Below are 23,526 nucleotides of genomic sequence, written 5' to 3'. Positions count from 1 at the left end.
CTTGGAAAAGCGGCGTAGTATAGAGTAGATAGCCATGGCCGCCCACCGACTGTCCGTCTTCAGCCTGCTGCTCGCCGCTCTGTTGTGGGGCCTGTTCTGGTACCCGTTGCGCTGGCTGGAGGCGCACGGCGTGCCCGGCTTGTGGGCCGCCTTGGTGATCTACGGCGGCACCCTGGTGGTCGCCTTGCCGATGCTGCGGGGGCAGGCGTCGCATCTGCGCGGCTACCCCGGCCTGCTCGCGGTGGTGGCCCTCGGCAGCGGGTGGACCAACACCATGTTCATCCTCGCCATGCTGGACGGCAACGTGCTGCGGGTGATGTTGCTGTTCTATCTGGCACCGGCCTGGGCGACGCTGTTCGGGTGGGCCTTTCTCGGCGAGCGCATCACGCGCGCATTTCTGCTGGCGCTGGCGATTGCGCTTATAGGGGCCGCGGTGATGCTGTGGTCGCCGCAGGCGGGCATGCCCTGGCCGCAGACGCGCGCGGACTGGCTGGCCCTGTCCGCCGGGATGGCGTTCGCCATCACCAATACCGCGGTGCGCCGGCTGGTGTCGGTGCCGATTCGGGTAAAGGCGCCGGTCGCCTGGCTGGGCGCGGTGGCCTTTGCGCTGGTGCTGCTGGCGGTCGGGGCGGAGCCTGCCGCCGCACCCCCGCTGGGTTACGCGGTGCTGGTCGGTTTCGTGTTCGGGGCAGTGGTCATGGTGGCGATGACGGTTGCGGTGCAGTACGGCGTCTCGCGCATGCCGGTGCACCTGTCCGCGGTGATTCTGCTATCGCAACTCGTGGTGGGCGCGGTGTCGGCGCATGTCCTCACCGACGAAGTGGTGTTGCTGCGCGAGTGGGTCGGCGGGGCACTCATCGCCCTGGCCGCCTATCTCGTTGGCACTCGGCGTACGGAGAAGCAACCATGATCCAGATTGAAAGCCTGCTGCATGCCAGTCTGCTGGTGCAGGATACCGCGCGCAGCCTGGCGTTCTATCGGGATGTGTTGGGGCTGGCGGTCGACCCGGCCCGCCCCGACCTCGGCTTTCCCGGGGCGTGGCTGCGGGTGGGGTCGCAGCAACTCCATTTGCTGGAGTTGCCGAACCCCGATCCAGTGGCTGGGCGCCCCGCGCATGTCGGGCGCGACCGGCACGTTGCGTTGCAGGTCCAGGACGTGGAGGCCGTGGTGCGCGCCCTCGAAGGCGCGGGCGTCGCGTTCACGCGCAGTCGTTCGGGACGTGCGGCGGTGTTCTGCCGCGACCCCGACGGCAACGGCCTGGAGTTCGTTGGGCGCTGACCGCGGGCTCAGGCGCGCCCTTCCGGCGTGGTGGGGGCGGGGGCCGTGGCTGGGAAGGTGGGCACTGGGGATTCGCTGCCATCGAGCGCCTGGCGGACCGTCTCGCGCAGTGCGCCGAGGGTGGTCTCCTGCAGCAGCGGTCGGTTGTCCCGGTCGGTGATGAAAAAGATATCCTCCGCCCGCTCACCGAAGGTAGCGATTTTTGCGTTCTGCAGGCGCACGCCGCAGGCGAGCAGGGCGCGCGCAATGTGCGCCAGCAGACCGGGGCGGTCGGAGGTGATCACCTCCATGACCGTGTACTGGCCGCGCGCATCCTGGCGAAAGTGCACCTCGGTCGGCGTGGGGAAGTGTTTGAGCTGCCGGGAGACGCGCCGATCGATCCGCGCCGGACGCCGGGCGGCGGGATGGCTCAGCGCGTCTTCGAGATTGCGGGTGATCTCGTGCAGGCGATAGACGTTGTTGATGGGCGCACCGCTCTCTTCGAGCACGATGAAGGTGTCCAGCGTGTAGCCGTCGCGCGAGGGCATGATGCGCGCGTCCACGACGGTCAGCCCCATGCGTTCGAGCACCGCCGTGGTGAGTGCGAACAGGTGATCGTGCGCCCGGGTGTAGATGAATATCTCCGTTCCGCCGCGCTGCGACTCGCGGCGGATCAGCACCAGCGGCAGGTGCATGCCCGGCGCCAGAATGCCGTGCGCGTGCCACACGACTTCATCCACCGCGTAGCGCAGAAAGTACTCGTCCTCGAGCCGCGTCCACAGCTGGTCGACGCGCGCAAGATCCACCTCGTCGCGCTCGAGTTGGGCGCGCGCCTCGGCCCGCGTTTCGCGAATCGCTTCGGACTGCGCAAGGGGATTCTCCAGCCCGCGGCGCAGCGCGCGCTTGGTGGCCTCGTACAGCTCCAGCAGCAGCGCGTCCTTCCAGGCGTTCCACAGGCTCGGGCTGGTGGCGCGGATGTCCGCCACAGTCAATAGGTACAAATAGTCCAGGTGGGTCTGGTCGCCCATCTGGGCGGCGAAGCCGTTGATGACGTCCGGATCGCGGATGTCCTTGCGCTGCGCGGTGCTGGACAGCACCAAGTGGTTGCGCACCAGCCACACGACCAGACGGGTGTCGTACAGCGACAGGCCGTGATCGGTGCAGAAGGCCTCGGCATCCACGGCGCCCAAGGTGGAATGGTCGCCCCCGCGTCCCTTGGCGATGTCGTGAAACAAGGCCGCGAGGTAGAGCAGTTCGGGCTTGGGGATGCGCAGCATGATGGCCGACAGGCGCGGGAATTCGTGGCGGTGCTCCGGCACGGTGAGGCGGCGCAGGTTGCGGATCACGAACAGGGTGTGCTCGTCGACGGTGTAGACGTGGAACAGGTCGTGCTGCATCTGGCCGACGATGCGCCCGAAGGTGGGCAGGTAGGCGGCCAGGATCCCATAGCGGTGCATGCGCCGCAGCTCGTGGGTGACGCCGTGCGGCTGGCGGATGATCTCCATGAACAGGCTGCGACAGCGCAGGTCGTTGCGAAAACGCTCGTCGATCAAGTGACGGTGGTCGCGCATCAGGCGGATCGTGTTGGCACGCACGCCCTGCAGTTCCGGGTGCTGCGCCATCAGCAGGAAGACCTCCAGCAGGGCAAAGGGGTAGCGCCGGAAGATGCGCTCGTCGCGGGCCTCCAGAAACCCGCGCCGTGACTGGAAGCGGTTGTTGATCGGCACCGGGTTGCCGGGGGCATCCGCGTACAAGATCTCCTCGCGGAACAGCTGGAGCAGTAACTCGTTGAGGCGCGAGAGCTGGCCGATGGTCCGGTAGTAGCGCTTCATGAAGTGCTCCACCGCCAGTCGCGCCGCATCATCCCGGTAGCCGAACAGCTGCGCCAGCGTGCGCTGGTGATCGAACAACAGGCGGTCCTCGCGTCGCCCCGCGAGCATGTGCAGCCCGAAGCGGATCTGCCACAGAAACGCCTGGCCTTCCATCAGCGCGCTGTGCTCGGCCTCGGTCAGAAAGCCTTGTGCGACCAGGTCGTGCAGCGTGCGGGCGCCGAAGTGGCGCTTGGCCACCCAGCCGACCATCTGGATGTCACGCAGGCCGCCGGGCCCCTCCTTGATGTTCGGCTCGAGGTTGTAGGCTGTGTCGTTGAACTTGCGGTGACGGGCCTGCTGCTCGGCGAGCTTGGCGGCGAAGAAGGCCTTGCTTGGCCAGATGCGGTCCGGGCCGATGCTGGCGCGCATCTGGGCGAACAGCTCCGCGGGCCCCCCGAGCAGCCGCGCCTCCATGAGGTTGGTGGCGATGGTGATGTCGCGTTCAGCCTCCTGTACGCAGTCCTGCACGGTGCGCACGCTATGGCCGACCTCCAGGCCCACGTCCCACAGGAAGGTGACGAAGTGCTCCACGGCGCGGCGCACCTCGCCGTCAGGGCACTCGGGCAGCAGGATCAGCAGGTCGATGTCGGAGCCGGGGTGCAGTTCGCTGCGGCCGTAGCCGCCCACCGCAACCAGCGCCGGCGGGTCGGTGAGGTTCTGGAGCGTGAGTTCGTAGGCCTGGGCGAGTAGCTGATCCACCACCCCGGCGCGCGCCGGGACCAGTTCGGTCGCCGGCACGCCGCCACGGAAGCGCTCGAAGGCGAGGCGGTTGGCACGCTGCAGGGCCTCGCGAAACAGGCCGATCCGTTCCGAGGCCGCGCGTTGCCCCAGCTCCGCGCTGAAGGCGCGGAGGTCGAACAGCGGTTCGCTGTTGTTCAGATGTCGTCCTCGGGGCGCCGCGTCAGCACCTCGAAGCCGTCCGCCGTCACCAGTATCGTGTGTTCCCATTGGGCCGACAGGCTCCTGTCCTTGGTGACCACCGTCCAGCCGTCCGGCAGCAGCTTCACCTGGCGCTTGCCGGCATTGACCATCGGCTCGATGGTGAAGGTCATGCCTTCCTCCAGCACCAGGCCGGTGCCGGGGGTGCCATAGTGCAGCACCTGCGGGTCCTCGTGGAACTGCCGCCCGATGCCGTGTCCGCAGTACTCGCGCACGATGGAGCAGTTTTGGCGCTCGGCATGGTGCTGGATAGCGTGGCCAATATCGCCGAGGTGTACGCCCGGGCGCACCATCTCGATGCCGAGGCGCATGCATTCGTAGGCGATGCGGGACACACGCTGCGCGAGGATGGAGGGCTCGCCCACCATGAACATCTTGCTGGTATCGCCGTGAAAGCCGTTCTTGATGACGGTCACGTCGATGTTCACGATGTCGCCGTTCTTGAGCGTGCGGTCCCCGGGGATGCCGTGGCACACCTGGTGATTCACCGAGGTGCAGATCGACTTGGGAAAGCCGTGGTAGTTCAGCGGGGCCGGGATGGCGTCCTGCTCGTTGACGATGTACTCGTGGCAGATCCGATCCAGTTCCCCGGTGGTGACGCCGGGCACGACGTGGGGCCGAATCATGTGCAGCACGTCGGCCGCGAGGCGGCCCGCGAGGCGCATGTGTTCGATTTCCTCGGGGGTCTTGATGGTTACGCTCATGCCAGCTTCCGTAGGGGGCGCCCGGGGCGCCGATTCAGAGGATTATACCCGGCTCGCCGCGCGAGCCGCGCGTTGCCGGGTAGCGGCGGTCTATGGTATAAAGCGCGCGCCGAGGCGGCAAATGCGGCCCTCGGCGGCGGAGTATCCGCCTAATCCACACACGCGTCCGCAACGTCGGTGCCGGGGTGCCCCCGCCAACTTATGAGCAGGGGGTCGGCCCGCGGGATGCGTGGAGGCCCAACCCCATACAAGGAGAGCATCATGCCTCAGGTGTCCATGCGTCAAATGCTGGAGGCCGGTGTCCATTTCGGCCATCAGACCCGCTTCTGGAATCCCAAGATGGCGCCGTTCATCTTCGGTGCCCGTAACAAGATCCACATCATCAACCTCGAGCACACCCTCTCGCGGTTCAACGACACGATGAACTTCCTGAGTTCGCTGGCCGCCAAGAAGGGGACTATCCTCTTCGTTGGCACCAAGCGCGCGGCTCAGACAGTCGTGCGCGAGGAGGCCGAGCGCTGCGGTATGCCGTTCGTCAACCATCGCTGGCTGGGTGGCATGCTCACCAACTACAAGACGGTGATGCAGTCCATCAAGCGCCTGAAGGAGCTCGAGGGAATGGCCGCCGACGGCACCTTCGATCGCATGGGCAAGAAGGAAGCCCTCATGTTGCGGCGCGAGCAGGAGAAGCTCGAGCGTAGCCTGGGCGGCATCAAGGACATGGGGCGCCTGCCCGACGCGCTGTTCATCATCGACGTGGGTCACGAGAAGATCGCGATCCGCGAGGCCGTCAAGCTCGGCATCCCGGTGGCGGCGGTGGTGGACACCAACAACACGCCCGACGGCGTGGACTACGTCATTCCGGGCAACGACGACGCCATTCGCGCGGTGCAGCTGTATGTGCGCGCCGCGGCCGACGCGGTCATCGAGGGTCGTGCCTCCAACCCGAACATCGGCACCGGCAAGAGTGACGACTTCGTGGAAGTGGATGAAGCGGCGGCCGAGCCCGAGGCCGAAGGCGAGGCGGCGCCGAAGCGCGCCCGCAAGCAGCCCGCCAAGGCGGAGCAGGCGGAGGGCGCAGCGGACGCCGAGTAAGCGCCGCGGCAGACACACAAAGGGGGCGCAGCGCCCCCTTTTACTAGGTAACGGATCGAAAGCGCGGATCGCGGCAGCGGTCGGCGCAGGGACGAGGTGAAGACTATGGCGATTACTGCGGCACAGGTGAAGGAACTGCGCGAGCGTACCGGCGCGGGCATGATGGAGTGCAAGAAGGCGCTCACCGAGACCGGGGGCGACATCGATGCAGCCATTGAGACCATGCGCAAGGCGGGTCTCGCCAAGGCCGATAAGAAGGCGGGTCGCACCGCCGCCGAGGGCCTGGTGGTGCTGCGTTCCAGCGACGACGGGCGTGCCGCCGCCCTGGTTGAAGTGAACTGCGAGACCGATTTCGTCGCCAAGGGCGATGCCTTTCAGGAGTTTGCCGGCGCCGTGGCGCAGCAGGCCCTGGAGGCCAAGCCTGCGGACCTCGACGGGCTGCTGGCGACGCCGCTGCCCGGTGGCGAGACGGTGGCCGACACGCTGAAGGGGCTGGTGGCCAAGCTGGGCGAGAACATGACGGTGCGCCGCTTCGCGCGCTTCGAGGGTGGCCAGGCGATCGGCGCCTATCTGCACGGTACGCGGATCGGCGTCCTGGTGGAGATGGAAGGCGGTGACGAAGCCCTGGCCCGCGATGTGGCGATGCATGTGGCGGCGAGCCGTCCGGTATGCGTGAACGAGGACGAAGTCCCGAGCGAGACGTTGGAGAAGGAGAAGGAGATCTTCGCCGCGCAGGCCGCCGAGAGCGGTAAGCCGGCCGAGATCATCGAGAAGATGGTACAGGGGCGCGTCGCCAAGTATCTGAAGGAGATCACCTTGCTCGGTCAGCCCTTCGTGAAGGATCCCGACACGACGGTGGGCAAGTTGTTGCAGCAGAACGGCGCGACGGTGAAGCGCTTCGTTCGCCTGGAGGTCGGCGAAGGCATCGAGAAGAAGGCCGAGAACTTCGCCGAGGAAGTGATGGCACAGGTGCGCGGAAACTAAGCCGTGGCAGAGGAACAGGCGCAACCGAGCCCGGTGGCCTACCGCCGTATCCTGCTGAAGCTCAGCGGTGAGGCGCTGATGGGCGACAAGAGCTTCGGTATCGATCCCGAGGTCATCAAGCGGGTCGCGCGCGAGATCCGCGAGGTGGTCGACCTCGGGGTCGAGGTCGCCTTGGTTATCGGCGGCGGCAACATCTTCCGCGGGGTGAGCCTGGCCTCGGAAGGCATGGACCGCTCGACGGCCGATCATATGGGCATGCTCGCCACGGTGATCAACGCACTGTCGTTGCAGGACGCCCTGGAGCGTGAAGGCATGTACGTGCGGGTTATGTCCGCGCTGCCTATCAATAAGGTATGCGAGGATTACATCCGTCGCCGCGCCGTGCGTCACCTGGAAAAGAAGCGGGTGGTGATCTTCGCCGCCGGCACTGGTAACCCGTTTTTTACCACGGACTCGGCGGCCAGCCTGCGCGGCATGGAGATCGGCGCCGACGTGGTGATCAAGGCGACCAAGGTCGACGGGGTGTATTCCGACGACCCCGTGCGCAATCCCAACGCCGAGCGCTATCGCCGCCTGACCTACGACCAGGTGTTGGAACGTAAGCTCAACGTAATGGACGCGACCGCCATCGTGCTCTGCCGCGATGAACGCATGCCCCTGCGGGTGTACAACATGAACAAGCCCGGCGCGCTGCTGCGGGTCGTTCGGGGCGAGGACGAAGGGACGATGGTGGTCCCGGGAGGCGAAGAATGATCGAGGACATCAAGCGAGACGCCGAGCGCCGTATGGCCAAGAGCGTCGAGGCCTTGCAGGGCGAGTTGACCAAGCTGCGCACCGGCCGCGCCCATACCAGCCTGCTCGACCACATCGTGGTGCCGTACTACGGCTCCGAGGTGCCGCTCAGCCAAGTCGCCACCGTCAGCGCGAGCGACGCCCGTACGCTCACGGTACAGCCGTGGGAAAAGCAGATGGTCTCGGCGGTCGAGAAGGCCATCATGACGTCGGACCTGGGCCTGAATCCGGCCACCTCCGGTACCGTCATCCGGGTACCGTTGCCGCCGTTGACGGAGGAGCGTCGGCGCGACATGACCCGTGTGGTGCGGCAAGAAGGCGAGGGGGCTCGCGTCGCGGTGCGCAACGTGCGCCGGGACGCCCTCAACGACCTCAAGGCGCTGCTCAAGGAAAAGGAGATCAGCGAGGACGATGAGCGCCGCGCGCAGGACGAGGTCCAGAAGCTGACTGATAAGTACGTGGCGGAGATCGACAAGCTCATCGAGCTCAAGGAAAAAGACCTGATGGAGATCTAACGCGCGCTGCGTTGGGTTACCGAAGGGCGCGTCTCCCGGCGAGACACACTATGGCGCGTCGGGGCGCGCGGGGCAGCGCTCCGTTGATCGGAGCCGCCGACCCCACCGGGTTCGCGCTACGATGCCACTCGTTGCATCCATCACGAAGCGGCCCTATGGTCGCCAGCACATCATCCGGGGGGCGCCGTGGACAACAAGCTTCCTCGCCACGTGGCGATCATCATGGACGGCAACGGCCGCTGGGCGAAGCGGCGGATGTTGCCGCGCTTTGCCGGCCATCAGGCCGGCGTGCGCGCGGTGCGCGACGTGGTCGCGGCCTGCGCCGAGAAGGGCGTCGAGGTCCTCACCCTGTTTGCCTTCAGCAGCGAGAACTGGCGTCGGCCGGCCAAAGAGGTTGGGCTGCTCATGGACCTGCTGCTGAGTGCGCTCAACCGCGAAGTGGGCAAGCTCCACGAGAACAATGTGCGTATGCGTGTCATCGGCGACCGCACCGCCTTTGCGGCGGAGATCCAGGAGGGCATCGCGCGCGCGGAAGACCTCACCCGGCACAATACCGGGCTCACCCTGGTGATTGCGATCAACTACGGCGGCCGTTGGGATATCGCGCGGGCCGCGCAGGCGCTGGCCGAACGCGTCAAGGCGGGCGAACTCGATCCCGCGGCGATCACTCCCGAAGCGCTGGAGGGTGAGCTGGCACTGAGCGACCTGCCGCCGGTGGATTTGTTCATCCGCAGCGGGGGCGAGCAGCGCATCAGCAACTTCCTCATTTGGCAGCTCGTCTACAGCGAGTTGTACTTCACCGACACCCTCTGGCCCGACTTCGGCCGCGGCGCCCTGGACGATGCGTTCGCCTCGTATGCCAAGCGTCAGCGCCGCTTCGGGTGCACCGGCGAGCAGGTCGAAGCCCTCCAGCATGCTTAGTTCCCTGCACCAACGTTTGCTCACAGCGGCGGTGCTGTTGCCGCTCGCGGTGTGGGCCATCATCGCCTTGCCGACCCGTTGGTTTGCCACCGGCGCTGCCCTGCTGATCGCCATGGCGGCGTGGGAATGGGCCCGGCTGTGCGGTTGGCGCGCTCCGCTGCATCGGGGCGCGTACACCGCCGTGGTCGTCGTATTGCTCGCCTGGGGGCTGGGGTGGGCGCATCCAAGCGTCGCTCTCTGGGTGCTGAGCGGTGTGATCGCGGCGCTTTGGTGTATCGCGCTGGCGCTGATTGCGCGCTACCCGAACGGGACCCAGCGCTGGGACCGCCCTTGGATCAAGGCCGCCATGGGGCTGCTCGCCCTGGTGCCGGCCTGGCTGGTGCTGGTCGCGCTCCACGGCGGCCGGCCAGATGGGCCCTACTGGGTATTGTTTGTGCTTGCTTTGGTGTGGGCCGCCGACAGCGGGGCCTTCTTCGCGGGGCGGCGTTTCGGGCGGCGTAAGCTGGCGCCGCGCGTGAGTCCCGGCAAGACGCGCGAGGGGGTGCTCGGCGGGTTGATCGCGGCCGCCGCGGTCGCCGTGGCGGGGTTCCTGTGGGCGGGCCTGCCCGGTGGTATCATGCCGTACTTTGTGGGGCTGAGTCTCGTGACGGTGCTGTTCTCCGTGACGGGTGATCTACTGGTGAGCATGCTCAAGCGCGCATCCGGCATCAAGGACAGCGGGCACATCTTGCCGGGCCACGGTGGCATCCTCGACCGAGTCGACAGCCTGCTCGCCGCGGCCCCCTTATTCTTCCTGGGTTACATGTGGATGGAATACCTGTGATCGGTGTGACGGTGCTGGGCGCGACCGGCTCGATCGGGGTTAGCACGCTCGATGTCATCCAGCGTCACCCCGAGCGTTTTCGCGTGGTCGCCCTGACGGCCCACTCCCAGGTGGAGCGCTTGCTCGCCCAGTGCCGTGTGCACCGTCCCGAGTACGCGGTGCTCGGTGATCCGCGGGGCGCCGACACGCTGGCGCGCCGGCTGCGGGACGAGGGCCTGGACACCGAGGTGCTGGTCGGGGAGGACGCGCTGGCGCAAGTGGCGGCGCTGCCGCAGACCGATTACGTGATGGCAGCCATCGTCGGCGCCGCCGGTCTGGCCCCGACGCTCGCCGCCGCGCGTGCGGGCAAACGCGTGCTGCTCGCGAACAAGGAGGCGCTGGTCATGGCGGGGCCGCTGTTCATGCAGGAGGTGCGCCGCCACGGCGCCGAACTGCTGCCCATCGACAGCGAGCACAACGCCGTGTTCCAGTGCATGCCGCCGGCATTCGAGCAGGGTCTGCAGGCGGTGGGTGTGGAGCGCATCCTGTTGACCGCGTCCGGCGGTCCGTTTCGAGACACCGCGCCCGAGGACTTGGCGCAGGTTACGCCGGAGCAAGCGTGCGCGCATCCCAATTGGGTGATGGGCCGAAAGATTTCGGTGGACTCGGCCACCATGATGAACAAGGGGCTGGAGGTGATCGAGGCCTGTTGGCTGTTCGGTACCGACGTCGAGCGGGTGGAGGTGGTGCTGCATCCGCAGAGCGTGATCCACTCCCTGGTGCAGTACGTGGACGGTTCGGTGCTGGCCCAACTCGGCAACCCGGACATGCGCACCCCGATCGCGCACGCGCTCGCTTGGCCGCAGCGGCTGGCGTCGGGCGTTCAGCCACTCGACCTGTGCGCCGTCGCCCGGCTGGATTTTCAAGCACCGGATCCGGTGCGCTTTCCGTGTCTGGGCCTCGCCTACGCCGCTTGGCGCGCGGGCGGGACGGCGCCGGCGGTGTTGAACGCCGCCAATGAGGTGGCCGTGGCCGCGTTTCTGGACGGGGGCTTACCCTTCACCGGGATTGCGGGTGTGATCGAGCACGCGCTGGCGCGGGTGTCGGCGGTGCCCGTGCACGAACTGGACGACATTATGGCGGCGGACGGGCACGCGCGGGCGGTGGCGCGTGAGGCGCTGGCGGCGCATGGGGGCGCGGCGTGATGGACTTGCTCTATACCCTGGCCGCCTTTGCGGTAGCCTTGGGCGTGTTGATCGCGTTTCACGAGTTCGGCCATTTCTGGATGGCGCGCCGGGCGGGCGTGAAGGTGTTGCGGTTTTCGATCGGCTTCGGGCGTCCCCTGTACAGCCGTCGCTTCGGCGCGGATCGTACCGAGTTCGTGATCGCCGCACTGCCGCTCGGCGGCTACGTCAAGATGCTCGACGAGCGCGAGGCGCCGGTGGCCGAGCAGGACCTGTCGCGGGCGTTCAACCGCCAGAGCGTGGGCAAACGCATCGCGATCGTCGCCGCGGGGCCGGCGGCGAACTTCCTGTTTGCCATCGCCGCGTACTGGCTGATGTTCGTCATCGGCGTGAGCGGTCTGCAGGCGATCCTTGGGGAGGTGCCCGCGCAAACCCCGGCGGCTCAGGCGGGTCTTGAGCAGGGACAGCGCGTGGTGGCCGTACAGGGGCGCGCGACGCCGACTTGGAACGCGGCCATGGAGGCCTTGTTGCCGCATTTGCTGGATGGCGGGCCGGTGCGGATCGAGGTCGAGGACGCCGCCGGCGAGCGCGCCGTGCGGGTGCTCGAACTGCCGCGCATGGGCGCGGATCTCGATCCGCGGGAGGCCATTCGCGCGCTGGGATTGACCCCCTTCCAGCCGCGGGTGCCGCCCGTCATCGGTGAGGTGCTGCGCGGGGGCGCGGCGGCCGAGGCCGGGATCGTCGCCGGCGACCGGGTGCTGCGCATCGACGGGCAGCCGGTGGATGACTGGCAGGGGCTCGCAGCGTATATTGCGGAGCGGCCGGGTCAGTGGCTGACGCTGGAACTGGAGCGTAGCGGCCAGCCCGTGCAGGTGCGCGTGCGCCCCGTGGCCGACGCGGATGGGTTGGGAAGGATCGGTGTGGCGGTACGCATGCCCGAGCTCGATCCGAGCTGGATGGGGGTGGAGCGCTACGGTCCGCTGCAAGCGGCATGGTCCGGCGCAGAGCGTACCTGGGAGATGACCACCCTGACGCTGCGCCTGCTCGGCCGGATGATCGTGGGTCAAGCCTCGGTGGAGAATCTGAGCGGCCCGATCACCATTGCGCAGTACGCGGGCCATACGGCCAGCATAGGTCTGGCGCAGTTCCTGGCTTTTTTGGCCATCGTCAGCATCAGCCTGGGGATTTTGAACCTGCTGCCCATTCCGCTGCTGGATGGCGGGCATTTGCTGTATTACCTCGTCGAGATCGTTAAAGGGAGTCCGGTGTCGGAACAGACGCAACTGATCGGTCAGCGAATCGGAATCGTCATGCTGTTGGCGTTGATGACGCTCGCCTTCTACAACGACCTAGCACGCCTATTGCGTTGACCGCCCGATGATGCGTCGTCTCCTGTTCCTGCCGTTGCTGCTATGGCTGGCGCCCGCGCTTGCCATGACGCCGTTTGAAGTGCGCGACATCCGCGTAGAGGGTTTGGAGCGCATTTCGCCCGGGACGCTGTTCACCTATCTGCCCGTCAACGTCGGCGACACTCTGGACGAGCGTCTGGCGGCCGAGGCGATCCGCGCGCTGTATCGCACCGATTTCTTCAACGACGTCCGGCTGCAGCGCGACGACGGAGCCCTTGTGGTCGTAGTGGAGGAGCGGCCCGCGATTGCCGAGATCGAGGTCACCGGCAATCGCGCGATCCGTGGTGAGCAGCTCGATGAGGCACTTCGACAGCTCGGGCTCGCAGAGGGGCGGGTGTTCAACCGCTCGATGCTGGAGCGGGTCGAACTCGAACTCCAGCGCCAGTACTTCGCGTTGGGGCGTTACGGGGCCGTCGTCAAGACCGAGGTCACGCCGCTCGAGCGCAACCGCGTCGCCGTGGCGATCGACATCATCGAGGGTCGGCCGGCCCGCATCCGGCAAGTGAATGTGGTCGGCAACACGACCTTCTCGGATGCCGAGTTGCTGCGGCGTTTCGATCAGCGTCCGCGCGCCTCTTGGGCCTTGTGGTCGCGGCGAGACCAGTACTCACGCCAACAGCTGGCCGGCGACCTGGAGAACCTGCGCTCCTATTATATGGATCAGGGGTTCATCAACTTCAGCATCGATTCCACCCAGGTCTCGATCACGCCCGACAAGCAAGAGATCTACGTCACCGTCAACGTGACGGAAGGCGATCGTTACAACGTCAGCGAGGTACGCCTGGCGGGAGACCTGATCGTATCGGAGGAGGAGTTACGCGAACTCCTGCTGGTCCAGTCCGGCGCAACCTTTTCGCGTCGAGAGGTCGTGGAGTCCAGCAACCGCATCAGCGATCGTTTGGGCGATGAAGGCTACGCCTTCGCCAACATCAACCCCGTGCCGGAGATCGACGAGGAGACCAAGGAAGTCGCTTTGACGTTCTACGTGGATCCCGGGCGCCGCGTTTATGTGCGGCGGATCAACATTTCCGGCAACGCGCGTACGCGCGACGAGGTCTTGCGCCGCGAGCTGCGCCAGCTGGAGGGCAGTTGGTTGTCCACTGCGCGTGTGCAACGTTCGCGTGAGCGACTGGATCGCCTGGGCTTCTTCGAGGAAGTGCACATCGAGACGCCGCCGGTGGCCGGGGCGCCGGATCTGGTCGACGTGAACATCGACGTGACCGAGCGTCCGACGGGCAGCATCATGGCCGGTGTGGGCTATGCGGAAACGCAGGGGGTGATCTTCAACCTCGGCGTCGCGCAGGAAAACTTCATGGGCACCGGCAAGCGGGTGGCGCTGAACCTCGAGCGTAGTGAAGTCTCCAACGTCTATGACGTGAGCTACACCAATCCATACCACACCATGGACGGCGTGAGCCGCGGTTTTCGGGTGTTCTACCGCGAGACCGATGCGGAGGCGGCGTTGGTGTCCGCCTACAGCACCGACGCCTACGGCGGCGGCGTGAACTACGGCATCCCGCTGACCGAGTTCACCACGTTGCGCCTGGGCGCGGACTACGAGAATACGACCATCCGTACGCTGCAGCGCACGCCCGAATTCATCCACGATTTCATCGCGGAGAACGGCGACCAGTTCGGTGCCTACAAGCTGACCTCCGGGCTCACGCACGACACGCGCAACCGGGCCATCTTTCCCACCCGCGGCGCCCTCAGCAGCGTGAGCCTGGAGACGGCCGCCCCCGGTTCCGATCTTCAGTACTACAAGGCGCGACTGCGCCACCAACGCTATTTCCCGCTGCGCGACCAGATCGCCCTGGCGCTCAACGCCGACTTGGGATACGGCTCGGGTTATGGCGGCGACAGCACGCTACCGCCATACGAGCATTTCTACGCCGGGGGCAGCCATTCCGTGCGCGGCTACCGCGGTAACAGCCTTGGACCGCGAGACGAGTGGAACAACCCAATCGGTGGCCACGCGCGCATAGTCGGCAATGCGGAGTTGATTTTCCCGCCGCCGTTTGGGGAGAATGGCCGAACCGTACGCATGGGCCTGTTCCTTGACGCCGGTAACGTGTACGGGCGCCGTGAGGTCGCTGAGAATCAGTGGGAACGGGAACGCATCGACCTGGGCGATCTGCGCTATGCCGCCGGTGTCTCGCTCACGTGGCTGAGCCCGGTGGGCGTGTTGCGGTTCAGCTTGGCGCGGGCCTTGAACGCTGAGCCGGACGATAGAACGGAAACCTTCCAGTTCACCTTGGGGACAGGCTTCTAGGGGCGAATTCATGATCCATCGAACAATAGCCATAGGCGTCCTTGTAGGTGTCCTTCTGTCCGCCATGCCCACCGCTTGGGCCGATGCGCTCAAGATCGGCGTGGTCAACACCGCACGGGTGCTGGAGGAGGCCCCGCAGGCCGAGGCGGCCAGCAAGAAGCTCGAGGCCGAGTTTGCCCCGCGGGAACGTGAATTGGTCAACGCGCAGCGCCAACTCAAGAATCTCGAGGACCGCTTGGCAAGAGACGGCGCGGTGATGAGTGAGGCCGAGCGGCGCAACCTCGAGCGCGACATCATGGGTCTCCGGCGCGACGTGAATCGCGGGCAGGAGGAGTACCGCGAGGACCTCAACATGCGCCGTAACGAAGAGCTCGGGCGCCTGCATCGACGTGTTTACGAGGTTATCGTTGCGCTGGCGAAGGACGGTAACTTTGACGTCTTGCTCGGCGACACCGTGCTGTACGCGAGCGAGCAAGTGGACCTCACTGATCAGGTGATCCAGCGTTTACGCGACGAATTCCGCAATGGTGGCGGGGGTACCACTGCGCCGCGGCGTCAGTAGCATGAAGGCGACCTATACACTCGCCGAACTTGCGCAACACGCCGGCGTAGAGTTGCGTGGCGCGGCGGATGTCGCGATCACCGGCGTGGGGACGCTGAGCGGCGCGGGCCCGAGCCAAATCACCTTCCTGACCAACCGGCGTTACGCGGCACAACTCCCCGCAACGCGCGCCGGTGCCGTGGTGCTAACCCCGCTCGATGCCGCGAGCTGTCCCACCAATGCGCTTCTGTCCGACAATCCGCACGCCACCTATGCGCGCATCGCAAGCCTTTTCGCCGAGGTCGCGCACTGGTCGCCGGGAATCCACCCGACGGCGGTGATCGCGCCCGACGCCCGTATCGATCCCAGCGCGAGCATCGCGGCTCATTGCACAGTCGAGAGCGAAGCGGTGGTCGAGGCGGGGGTGCGACTGGGGCCGAGCTGCGTGATCGGGCGGCGCGCGCACATCGGAGACCACAGTCATCTGGTAGCTCAGGTAACGGTAAGTGAGGGTTGCGCGCTCGGGGCCCGCGTCTTGCTGCACCCGGGTGTCGTGATCGGGGCCGACGGCTTCGGCCTGGCGAATGACAACGGTGTTTGGATCAAGGTGCCGCAGCTCGGCACGGTGCGCATCGGAAACGACGTGGAAATAGGCGCGAATACTACGGTGGACCGCGGAGCGATCGACGACACCGTCATCGAGGACGGCGTCAAGATCGACAATCTGGTCCAGGTCGCGCATAACTGCCGCATCGGCGCGCATACCGTCATCGCGGGTTGTGCCGGTATCGCGGGCAGTACCCTGATTGGGCGTCACTGTGCCGTCGGAGGGGGGGCCGGGATCGGCGGACACCTGAGCATACCCGATGGCGTCACATTGACCGGCATGGCCATGGTGACCAAATCGCCGCGCGAAGCGGGCGTCTACTCCTCCGGGCTGCCGGCTGAGCCCAATGCGCAATGGCACCGCACCGTCGCCCACATACGCCAGCTTCCCTCGCTGCTACGGCGCGTCAAGGCGCTGGAGGCGGCCCTTCAGAATAAGCCGGCGGACGATCCCGCCGACAACGGATAAGCAAGGGGTTACCCGATTGGAACAGATGGACATCAACGAGGTGCTCAAGTACCTTCCGCACCGTTATCCGTTTCTGCTGATCGATCGCGTGCGTGAGTACGAGCTCGGCAAATCGCTGGTGGCGATCAAGAACGTGTCCTTCAACGAGCCGTTTTTCACCGGACACTTTCCGCAGCGCCCCGTGATGCCCGGCGTGCTGATCCTCGAGGCGATGGCACAGGCGACCGGGATACTCGCCTTCAAGAGCACCGACACGCTACCGGCAGAAGGCTCGCTGTACTTCCTTGCGGGCGTGGACGACGCGCGCTTCAAGCACCCCGTCGAACCGGGCGATCAGCTACTCATCCGGGTCGAGGTCGTGAAGCGGATGCGTAGCATCTGGAAGTTCAGTGCCGAGGCTACGGTCGACGGCAAGCTGGCGGCCTCGGCGCAGCTTATGTGCGCGGAGCGTCCCGCCGAATGATTCATCCGTCAGCGCTGGTTGATTCCGCGGCAACACTGGGAGCGAATGTCACCGTCGGACCCTTCAGCGTCATCGGCCCCGATGTGGAGATCGGGGAAGGTACGTGGATCGGGCCGCACGTGGTCATTTCCGGCCCCTGTCGCATCGGGCGCGAGAATCGCATCTTTCAGTTTTGTTCCGTCGGCGAGGTGCCGCAGGATAAGAAGTTCGCCGGCGAGGACAGTCGGTTGGAAATCGGCGACCGCAATGTCATCCGCGAGGGTGCCACGCTGCATCGCGGGACCGGAGCGGGCGGCGGCCTCACGTGTGTCGGTGACGATAATTTGCTGATGGCTTATGTCCACGTTGCGCACGACTGCAAGATCGGCAACAGCGTCATTATGGCGAACAACGCATCGCTCGCGGGACATGTCACCTTGGGCGACTACGCCATACTCGGCGGGTTTACGCTGGTGCATCAGTTCTGCGCCATCGGTGCCCACAGCTTCAGCGCCATGGGCAGCGCGATCTCCAAGGACGTTCCGCCGTACACCATGGTGGCTGGCAACCCGGCCGAGCCGCATGGTTTGAATAGCGAGGGGCTCAAGCGCCGCGGGTTCAGCGTGGAGGTCCAGCGCGCCCTGCGACAGGCGTACCGCGTGTTGTACCGGAGCGGCTTGGGCCGCGAGCAGGCGCTGGCGCAGATGGCGGACTTGGCGCAGGCACACCCCGAGGTGGCCCTGTTGCATGCGTTTGTGCGGGATTCCAAGCGCAGCATCGTCCGTTAAGCGGCGCTCGGAAGGCGCCGAGCGCCGGGCCCGGAGAGTGTTCAGTAGGTTGAGGGCCCCAAGCCGTCGAACCTGACGCAAAGCCGCGCTGCGCGCGGTCAGTGCGATGCAGGGTGGGATTGATTCAGGTCGTCGGCGGCGCGCGGGAGCAGTGCTCCCGTCACCGCCGTTCGCCGAGCATCTCCACGGCCATTCTTGCAACATTTTCCGCGCAGCCGGCGCCGCCTAGCCGTGCCCTCACTCCCGCAAGTCCCGCGCGCAGCTCGGCCGCATAGACCTCATCTTCGAGCATCCTTCCCAGCACGTCCGCGATACGGCCGGGTTCGGCCGCATCCTGGAGCAACTCCGGCGCGACTTCGCGCTCGGCGACGATGTTGCACAGGCCGATATGCGGCAGCTTGATGATGCGCCGCAGCAGCGTGTAGCTGAGCGGTGCTACACGGTAGACGATCAACAGCGGTGTGCCGGCCAGGGCGATCTCGAGCGTTGCCGTGCCCGAGGCGCTGACGATGGCGTCACTGGCGTGCATGACCTCCTGGGCGCGATCTTCGACGACCTCAATCTCGACCTGCGTACCGGCGAGGTGGGGCGCGAGGTCGGCGTGATCAAGGCTGGAGGCGAGGGGCAGCAGAAAACGGACGTCGGGAAAGCGTTGGTGCAAGGTCTCCGCAGCGGCGACCATCGTCGGAAGCAGGCGCTTGACCTCGCTGCGTCGGCTGCCGGGAAACAGGCCCACCACGCGCGTGCCGGCGGGCAGCCCGAGGCGCGCGCGCGCCTGTACGCGGTCCATGGGTTCGCATTCTTCTGCCAGGGGGTGGCCGACGAACTCCACGTGCAGCCCCGCGTCCTGGTAGAGCGGCACTTCGAACGGGAACACAACCGCCATGCGGTCGACCCGCTCGGCGATGGTTTTTACCCGCCCCTTGCGCCAGGCCCACACCTGCGGGCTGATGTAGTACAGCACCGGCACCCCGAGCTCGCGGGCGGTTCGGGCCAGGCGCAGGTTGAAATCGGGATAGTCGACCAGGATGAGAAGATCGGGTCGCTCGTCGCGCAACACGCGGCGCAGGCGCTGGAGCACGCCGTAGAGGAAGCGAAAGTGGGCCAGCACCTCGACCAGTCCCACCACCGCCATCTGCCGCGCGTCCACCAAGGCCTCGACGCCCTCACGCTGCATATGCGTGCCCGCGATGCCGAAGAAACGGGCGTCCGGGGTGCGGGCGCGAAGGGCGCGGACCACGTGCGCGGCATGGGCGTCGCCGGAGGCCTCTCCGGCGACGATCATGATGCGCGGGCCGGCGGCGGCCGGCGCGGGCGGGGCGTCGTTCAAGACGCTACCCGCCGAGCAGCGCTTCGATCACCTGCCGCGCCTGGTCATCATCGAGTTCCGGGAAGATCGGCAGCGATAGGCATTGGGCGGCCACCCGCTCGCTGACGGGGCAGCTGAGCGAGGCATACTCGGCCGCGAACACCTCCTGGCGGTGCAGGGGGATGGGATAGTAGATCGCGCTCGCGATGCCCGCCGCCTGCAGGCGCTCGGTGAGTTCAGCGCGGTTGTCGGCCAGCAGGGTGTACTGGTGATAGACGTGCGTACCGATACCGTCCTCATGGGGCGGCATATAGGGGCTGTCGCGCAGCATGTCGCTGTAGAGGTGCGCCACGCGGCGGCGCTCGGTGTTGTAGCGCTCGATGTGCTTGAGCTTGATGCGCAGGATGACCGCCTGCAACTCATCAAGGCGGCTGTTGTAGCCGATGATGGCGTGGTGGTAGCGCTCGCGGCTGCCGTGGTTGCGCAGCATGCGCAGGCGTTCAGCTACCTCGTCGTCGTTGGTCGTGATCAGCCCGCCGTCGCCGTAGCAGCCGAGATTCTTGCTGGGAAAGAAGCTGAAGCACCCTGCAACGCCGAAGGTGCCCGTCATGCGCTCACCGATGGGGGCGCCAAAGGACTGAGCGCAGTCCTCGATGATCTGCAGTCCGTGACGCTGCGCGACCGCTACCAAGGCGTCCATATCGGCCGGCTGGCCGAACAGGTGCACCGGCAGTAACGCGCGGGTGGCGGGAGTAATGGCGCTCTCGACCGCCCGCGGGTCGATATTGAAGGTGCGCGGGTCGATGTCCACGAACACCGGTACCGCGCCTACGTAGCGGATCGCCTCGGCGGTGGCGATGAAGGTGAACGGCGTCGTGATGACCTCGTCGCCGGGACCGATGCCCGCCGCGATAAGGGCGAGGTGGAGCGCGTCGGTGCCGGAGGCGCAGGTCACGGCGTGGCGCGCCCCGAGGTAGGTCGCGGCCTCCTGCTCGAAAGCGGCGACGTTGGGGCCGAGGACGAACTGGGTGTTCCCCAGTGCCTCCAGGATGCCGCGGTCGATCTCGTCTTTGAGCGCCGCGTACTGCTGCTTAAGGTCAACCATGGGGATCATGCGTGGACTCCGTAGGGCAGTCGCTCAGACGGTCGGGCGGTGGCCGACCAGTCGGGTAATTTCCATGGCGCATTCCAGCGCCCGACGGCCGTCGTCGCCCGACACTACCGGGGGACGCTCGCCGCGGACGGCTTGGAGAAAGGCCTCGATTTCACTGCGCAGCGCATCGGTCTGGCCGAAGCTCTGTTCCGCGCGCTCGATGTTGGGGATGCCTGGGTACGCTTCCGTGTCGCCCTTGCGGTGCGTAACCAGGGTGCGGTTTTGAAAGTCGACCGCGATGTATGCGTCGCGCTGGAAGATGCGCATCTTGCGTTCGCTCTTGAGGCTGACCCGGCTGGCGGTGACATTGGCGACGCAGCCGTTGGCGAACTGCAGACGGGCGTTGGCGATGTCGATGCCGTCGGTCAGCACACAGGCGCCGTCGGCGTGTATGGACGCGAGCGGGGCGCGCACGATGTCCAAGATGATGTCGATATCGTGAATCATCAGGTCCAGCACCACGTTCACATCGGTGCCGCGCGGCTTGAACGGCGCCAGGCGGTGCGACTCGATGAAGCGCGGCTCGTCGAGGATATCGTCGAGCGCGAGCATCGCCGCGTTGAAGCGCTCAAGGTGTCCAACCTGCAATACGACGCCGCTGGCCTCGGCGAGCGCGATCAGCTGTTCGGCTTCCGCGGTGGTGGTGCTAATAGGCTTCTCCACCAGGACATGTACGCCCTGTTCCAGAAAGAACCCGGCGACTTCGCGATGGAGCTGGGTAGGCACGGCGACGGACACCGCGTCGACTTGGCCGGCCAACTCGCGGTAATCGGCGACGGCCGCCACTTGGTGGGCGCCGGCGACGGCGCAGCGGATATCCGGGTCCACATCGACAACGGCCACCAACTCGGATCCGGGTAGGTCGGCGTACTTGTCGGCATGGAATTTGCCGAGGTAACCCACCCCGATCACGGCTGTTCTTATGGATTTCATGCTTGATCGACCTGAGGTTTTCTTGCAGCGGCCGATCGGTTGCCGGCGCTACCGGGAAGATGTGGCGCGTATGGTCGCATTCGCTACGGCGGGACGCAACTGGAAGGTGATCGAGCAAGCGCCATTGCAATGGCGCCAAAACTGCGTTCTACTCGACGGAACAATGACAACAAGAACGCAGGGGAGGGAATTATGCTCGAGGTGCTGGTCGTTGACGATCACGATCTATTTCGAGCCGGTGTCGTGTGTCTGCTGGGCGAGGCCGAGGGGATCAAGGTCAGCGGGGAGGCCGACAGTGGCGAGGAAGCCCTGCGACAGGTGCGTGCGCGTCGCCCCGACGTCGTCCTCATGGATATTCATATGCCGGGCATGGGCGGCCTGGAGGCGACACGGCGTCTGGCCGGCCGCGAGGAGCTGCGCGTCATCGGGCTGAGCATGCACGGTGAGCAGCCGTTTCCACAGCGGATGATCGAGGCGGGCGCGTGGGGTTATGTCACCAAGCACTGTCCGGGGCGCGAGCTGTTGGAGGCCGTGCACCGGGTGGGGCGTGGGGAGCGCTTCCTGTCTCAGCGGGTCGCGGTGCAGGTCGCCTGGTCCGCCGGCTCTGAACACTCCCATCTCGCGCGCCCGCTGGAGAAGCTGTCGCAGCGCGAGCTGCAGATCATGTTCATGGCCACCCAAGGCTTCCGCGTATGCGATATCGCGGAGCGCCTGCACCTCAGTCCCAAGACCATCGGCACCTACCGACACCGATTGCTGCGCAAGCTCGGGCTGCGCAACGACGTGGAACTGACGCATTTTGCCCTCCGCCACGGCCTACTGGAGAACCACGCCCCTTAGCGAGCGGCGGATGCGATAAACTGACGGACGTTCCGATGCTCTTGAGTGGAGTCTTTGGTGTCCATGCCCGCGCCCGACAGTGTCTTCGACGCCCAGTGCCGCCGCTGCCCGCGGCTGGCCGCGCACTTGGCGGAGGTGCGCGCGCGCTATCCCGCTTACCATGCGGCCCCGGTGCCGGCCTTCGGCGCGGCGCTACCGCGCCTGTTGATCGTCGGCCTGGCGCCCGGCTTGCATGGCGCCAACGCGACCGGGCGCCCGTTCACGGGCGATTACGCGGGCATTCTTCTGTACGAGACCCTGCATCGCTACGGCTACAGCAACCAACCGCACGCGACCGCGCGCGACGACGGCTTGGTGCTTTACGGCTGCCGTATCACCAACGCGGTCAAGTGCCTGCCCCCGGAGAATAAACCGGTCGGCGAAGAGGTGCGCAACTGCAACGTCTATTTGAAGCAGGAGCTGGCGTCGCTGCCCGCTGAAACGGTGGTCATGGCGTTGGGGAGCATCGCTCACGGGGCCGTACTTCGGGCCGCCGGAGTGCGCCTCAGCGCCTACCCCTTCGCGCACGGCGCGCTGCATACCCTGCCGAGCGGGCGGCGCCTTATCGACTCCTACCACTGCAGCCGCTACAACACCCAGACCCGGCGCTTGACGCCGCAGATGTTCGCCGAGGTGTTCGAGCGCGTAAACGAACTGTTGTCGGCCCGGGAGTAGGCCGCGGTGCACGACGCTCACGACACCGCGTCCCGCCCGGGCTTCGAGCCCGAGGCCTTTCTGCGCACCCTCACGACGCGCCCCGGCGTGTATCGGATGATCGGTGCGGGGGGCGAGGTCATCTACGTGGGCAAGGCGCGCAATCTCAAGAAGCGCGTCGCCAGCTACTTCCGGCGGGCGCATGATACGAAGACGCAGGCGCTGGTCGGCCAGATCCGCGACATCGAGATCACGGTGACGCATACCGAGAATGAGGCCCTCATCCTCGAGAACAACCTCATCAAGGCGCATAAGCCGCGCTATAACATCCTGCTGCGCGACGACAAGAGTTACCCCTATATCTATCTATCCGACCACCGCTACCCCCGCCTTTCGCTGCACCGCGGGGCGCGCGCCAAGCGTGGGCGCTACTTCGGGCCGTTCCCGAGCGCCGCGGCCGCGCGTGAGAGCCTCCATCTGCTGCAAAAACTGTTTCCCGTGCGGCAATGCGAAGACTCGTACTACGAGAACCGCACGCGACCCTGTCTGCAGTATCAGATCAAGCGGTGTACGGCCCCTTGTGTGGGCCTGGTGAGCGAAGCCGATTACGCCGAGGCGGTGCAGCACGCCGTGCTGTTTCTCGAAGGCAAGGGCGGGCAGGTGATCGATGCGCTGGGGGCCCGTATGGAGGCGGCCGCGGAGGCGCTCAGCTTTGAGCGGGCGGCGGAGCTACGGGACCAGATCGCGGCACTTCGGCGGGTGCAGGAACGCCAGTACGTGAGCGGTAAGGGCGGCGACGTGGACGTGGTGGCAGTGGCACGCCAAGCGGACGTCACCTGCGTCCAGGTGTTCTTTATCCGCGGCGGCCGCAACCTCGGCAACAAGACCTTCTATCCGCGTCACGCTGAGCACACCGAGCCCGCGGAGGTGCTACAGGCTTTCCTCGCGCAGTACTACCTTGGTCTGGAGGAGGCCGCCGGTTCGCCGATTCCCGCCGAGATCCTGCT

At 66.3% G+C, this 23,526-nt stretch carries 23 protein-coding genes (1 of these 23 only partly in view); 18 read left to right on the top strand and 5 right to left on the bottom strand.

Annotated features, from left to right (window positions below):
* Positions 1–34 precede the first annotated feature (34 nt).
* On the top strand, positions 35–910 hold the full coding sequence (locus HUS23_00675) for a DMT family transporter (GenBank protein ID QKT02446.1): 876 nt from the start codon (positions 35–37) through the stop codon (positions 908–910).
* Entirely contained in the window at positions 907–1,278 is a 372-nt protein-coding gene (locus HUS23_00670) for a VOC family protein (protein ID QKT02445.1), read from the top strand. The genes HUS23_00675 and HUS23_00670 overlap by 4 nt, the downstream gene beginning before the upstream one ends.
* 8 nt (positions 1,279–1,286) lie before the next feature.
* Here HUS23_00670 and glnD read toward each other — a convergent pair whose 3' ends face one another.
* The gene (gene glnD / locus HUS23_00665; GenBank protein QKT02444.1) at positions 1,287–4,076 is read right to left on the bottom strand and encodes a [protein-PII] uridylyltransferase; all 2,790 of its coding nucleotides are present in this window, start codon (positions 4,074–4,076) and stop codon (positions 1,287–1,289) included.
* Positions 4,004–4,771, bottom strand: coding sequence for a type I methionyl aminopeptidase (gene map / locus HUS23_00660; GenBank protein QKT02443.1), 768 nt, complete (start codon positions 4,769–4,771; stop codon positions 4,004–4,006). The genes glnD and map overlap by 73 nt, the downstream gene beginning before the upstream one ends.
* Positions 4,772–5,032: 261 nt before the next feature.
* On the opposite strand from map, the gene rpsB reads away from it, so the two are divergent.
* From rpsB to lpxA, 13 genes are all read left to right on the top strand, one after another.
* A complete protein-coding gene (gene rpsB, locus HUS23_00655; GenBank protein QKT02442.1) occupies positions 5,033–5,866 on the top strand; it encodes a 30S ribosomal protein S2 in 834 nt (277 codons plus the stop codon).
* 105 nt (positions 5,867–5,971) lie between these two features.
* Positions 5,972–6,850: an elongation factor Ts gene (locus HUS23_00650; GenBank protein QKT02441.1), complete on the top strand. Its 879-nt coding sequence runs from the start codon at positions 5,972–5,974 to the stop codon at positions 6,848–6,850.
* A gap of 78 nt (positions 6,851–6,928) precedes the next feature.
* Positions 6,929–7,603: a UMP kinase gene (locus HUS23_00645; GenBank protein QKT04915.1), complete on the top strand. Its 675-nt coding sequence runs from the start codon at positions 6,929–6,931 to the stop codon at positions 7,601–7,603.
* Positions 7,600–8,157, top strand: coding sequence for a ribosome recycling factor (gene frr / locus HUS23_00640; GenBank protein ID QKT02440.1), 558 nt, complete (start codon positions 7,600–7,602; stop codon positions 8,155–8,157). The genes HUS23_00645 and frr overlap by 4 nt, the downstream gene beginning before the upstream one ends.
* 222 nt (positions 8,158–8,379) lie before the next feature.
* Positions 8,380–9,078 carry a di-trans,poly-cis-decaprenylcistransferase gene (gene uppS, locus HUS23_00635; protein QKT04914.1) on the top strand — a complete coding sequence of 233 codons (699 nt, stop codon included), beginning with the start codon at positions 8,380–8,382 and terminating at the stop codon, positions 9,076–9,078.
* Positions 9,071–9,901 (top strand): phosphatidate cytidylyltransferase, encoded by an 831-nt coding sequence (locus tag HUS23_00630; GenBank protein QKT02439.1) that lies wholly within the window; start codon positions 9,071–9,073, stop codon positions 9,899–9,901. The genes uppS and HUS23_00630 overlap by 8 nt, the downstream gene beginning before the upstream one ends.
* Entirely contained in the window at positions 9,898–11,085 is a 1,188-nt protein-coding gene (locus HUS23_00625) for a 1-deoxy-D-xylulose-5-phosphate reductoisomerase (protein QKT02438.1), read from the top strand. The genes HUS23_00630 and HUS23_00625 overlap by 4 nt, the downstream gene beginning before the upstream one ends.
* Positions 11,085–12,434 (top strand): RIP metalloprotease RseP, encoded by a 1,350-nt coding sequence (gene rseP / locus HUS23_00620; protein QKT02437.1) that lies wholly within the window; start codon positions 11,085–11,087, stop codon positions 12,432–12,434. The genes HUS23_00625 and rseP overlap by 1 nt, the downstream gene beginning before the upstream one ends.
* A gap of 10 nt (positions 12,435–12,444) precedes the next feature.
* Positions 12,445–14,745, top strand: coding sequence for an outer membrane protein assembly factor BamA (gene bamA, locus HUS23_00615; protein QKT04913.1), 2,301 nt, complete (start codon positions 12,445–12,447; stop codon positions 14,743–14,745).
* 10 nt (positions 14,746–14,755) lie between these two features.
* The gene (locus HUS23_00610) at positions 14,756–15,307 is read left to right on the top strand and encodes an OmpH family outer membrane protein (protein QKT02436.1); all 552 of its coding nucleotides are present in this window, start codon (positions 14,756–14,758) and stop codon (positions 15,305–15,307) included.
* Between the two features lies 1 nt (position 15,308).
* On the top strand, positions 15,309–16,361 hold the full coding sequence (lpxD, locus tag HUS23_00605) for a UDP-3-O-(3-hydroxymyristoyl)glucosamine N-acyltransferase (protein QKT02435.1): 1,053 nt from the start codon (positions 15,309–15,311) through the stop codon (positions 16,359–16,361).
* Positions 16,362–16,386: 25 nt separating this feature from the next.
* Positions 16,387–16,824, top strand: coding sequence for a 3-hydroxyacyl-ACP dehydratase FabZ (fabZ, locus tag HUS23_00600; GenBank protein ID QKT04912.1), 438 nt, complete (start codon positions 16,387–16,389; stop codon positions 16,822–16,824).
* Positions 16,821–17,591, top strand: a complete 771-nt coding sequence (lpxA, locus tag HUS23_00595; GenBank protein ID QKT02434.1) for an acyl-ACP--UDP-N-acetylglucosamine O-acyltransferase — start codon at positions 16,821–16,823, stop codon at positions 17,589–17,591. The genes fabZ and lpxA overlap by 4 nt, the downstream gene beginning before the upstream one ends.
* A 160-nt stretch (positions 17,592–17,751) precedes the next feature.
* Here lpxA and lpxB read toward each other — a convergent pair whose 3' ends face one another.
* Genes lpxB through HUS23_00580 form a run of 3 tightly spaced genes read right to left on the bottom strand, consistent with a single transcriptional unit; the run spans position 17,752 to position 20,986 of the window.
* Entirely contained in the window at positions 17,752–18,876 is a 1,125-nt protein-coding gene (gene lpxB / locus HUS23_00590) for a lipid-A-disaccharide synthase (protein ID QKT04911.1), read from the bottom strand.
* Positions 18,877–18,925: 49 nt separating this feature from the next.
* A complete protein-coding gene (locus tag HUS23_00585; GenBank protein QKT02433.1) occupies positions 18,926–20,014 on the bottom strand; it encodes a DegT/DnrJ/EryC1/StrS family aminotransferase in 1,089 nt (362 codons plus the stop codon).
* A gap of 24 nt (positions 20,015–20,038) precedes the next feature.
* Positions 20,039–20,986, bottom strand: coding sequence for a Gfo/Idh/MocA family oxidoreductase (locus tag HUS23_00580; GenBank protein QKT02432.1), 948 nt, complete (start codon positions 20,984–20,986; stop codon positions 20,039–20,041).
* A gap of 192 nt (positions 20,987–21,178) precedes the next feature.
* Between HUS23_00580 and HUS23_00575 the strand changes: the two genes are divergently transcribed.
* The 3 genes from HUS23_00575 to uvrC all read left to right on the top strand — a co-directional run.
* On the top strand, positions 21,179–21,826 hold the full coding sequence (locus HUS23_00575) for a response regulator (protein ID QKT02431.1): 648 nt from the start codon (positions 21,179–21,181) through the stop codon (positions 21,824–21,826).
* Positions 21,827–21,889: 63 nt separating this feature from the next.
* Positions 21,890–22,540 carry a uracil-DNA glycosylase gene (locus HUS23_00570; GenBank protein QKT04910.1) on the top strand — a complete coding sequence of 217 codons (651 nt, stop codon included), beginning with the start codon at positions 21,890–21,892 and terminating at the stop codon, positions 22,538–22,540.
* A gap of 6 nt (positions 22,541–22,546) precedes the next feature.
* Positions 22,547–23,526, top strand: the 5' portion of a protein-coding gene (uvrC, locus tag HUS23_00565; protein QKT02430.1) for an excinuclease ABC subunit UvrC. 880 nt of this gene lie beyond the right edge of the window; only the first 980 of its 1,860 coding nucleotides appear in the window; its start codon is at positions 22,547–22,549; its stop codon lies off the right edge, out of view.

The organism is Ectothiorhodospiraceae bacterium 2226, from assembly GCA_013348725.1.
In the GTDB taxonomy this organism is placed as follows: domain Bacteria; phylum Pseudomonadota; class Gammaproteobacteria.
This window is presented reverse-complemented; position numbering and strand designations above follow the sequence as displayed.

Bases quoted from the DNA above. Each gene is read 5' to 3' on its own strand.
- frr (QKT02440.1), top strand. From the start codon at position 7,600: ATGATCGAGGACATCAAGCGAGACGCCGAGCGCCGTATGGCCAAGAGC.
- HUS23_00645 (QKT04915.1), top strand. From the start codon at position 6,929: ATGGGCGACAAGAGCTTCGGTATCGATCCCGAGGTCATCAAGCGGGTC.
- HUS23_00650 (QKT02441.1), top strand. From the start codon at position 5,972: ATGGCGATTACTGCGGCACAGGTGAAGGAACTGCGCGAGCGTACCGGC.
- lpxD (QKT02435.1), top strand. From the start codon at position 15,309: ATGAAGGCGACCTATACACTCGCCGAACTTGCGCAACACGCCGGCGTA.
- lpxB (QKT04911.1), bottom strand. From the start codon at position 18,876: ATGATCGTCGCCGGAGAGGCCTCCGGCGACGCCCATGCCGCGCACGTG.
- lpxA (QKT02434.1), top strand. From the start codon at position 16,821: ATGATTCATCCGTCAGCGCTGGTTGATTCCGCGGCAACACTGGGAGCG.
- glnD (QKT02444.1), bottom strand. From the start codon at position 4,076: ATGGGAACACACGATACTGGTGACGGCGGACGGCTTCGAGGTGCTGAC.
- HUS23_00585 (QKT02433.1), bottom strand. From the start codon at position 20,014: ATGATCCCCATGGTTGACCTTAAGCAGCAGTACGCGGCGCTCAAAGAC.
- HUS23_00575 (QKT02431.1), top strand. From the start codon at position 21,179: ATGCTCGAGGTGCTGGTCGTTGACGATCACGATCTATTTCGAGCCGGT.
- rseP (QKT02437.1), top strand. From the start codon at position 11,085: ATGGACTTGCTCTATACCCTGGCCGCCTTTGCGGTAGCCTTGGGCGTG.
- uppS (QKT04914.1), top strand. From the start codon at position 8,380: ATGGACGGCAACGGCCGCTGGGCGAAGCGGCGGATGTTGCCGCGCTTT.
- bamA (QKT04913.1), top strand. From the start codon at position 12,445: ATGCGTCGTCTCCTGTTCCTGCCGTTGCTGCTATGGCTGGCGCCCGCG.
- HUS23_00610 (QKT02436.1), top strand. From the start codon at position 14,756: ATGATCCATCGAACAATAGCCATAGGCGTCCTTGTAGGTGTCCTTCTG.
- HUS23_00630 (QKT02439.1), top strand. From the start codon at position 9,071: ATGCTTAGTTCCCTGCACCAACGTTTGCTCACAGCGGCGGTGCTGTTG.
- HUS23_00670 (QKT02445.1), top strand. From the start codon at position 907: ATGATCCAGATTGAAAGCCTGCTGCATGCCAGTCTGCTGGTGCAGGAT.
- fabZ (QKT04912.1), top strand. From the start codon at position 16,387: ATGGACATCAACGAGGTGCTCAAGTACCTTCCGCACCGTTATCCGTTT.
- HUS23_00580 (QKT02432.1), bottom strand. From the start codon at position 20,986: ATGAAATCCATAAGAACAGCCGTGATCGGGGTGGGTTACCTCGGCAAA.
- HUS23_00570 (QKT04910.1), top strand. From the start codon at position 21,890: ATGCCCGCGCCCGACAGTGTCTTCGACGCCCAGTGCCGCCGCTGCCCG.
- HUS23_00675 (QKT02446.1), top strand. From the start codon at position 35: ATGGCCGCCCACCGACTGTCCGTCTTCAGCCTGCTGCTCGCCGCTCTG.
- map (QKT02443.1), bottom strand. From the start codon at position 4,771: ATGAGCGTAACCATCAAGACCCCCGAGGAAATCGAACACATGCGCCTC.
- rpsB (QKT02442.1), top strand. From the start codon at position 5,033: ATGCCTCAGGTGTCCATGCGTCAAATGCTGGAGGCCGGTGTCCATTTC.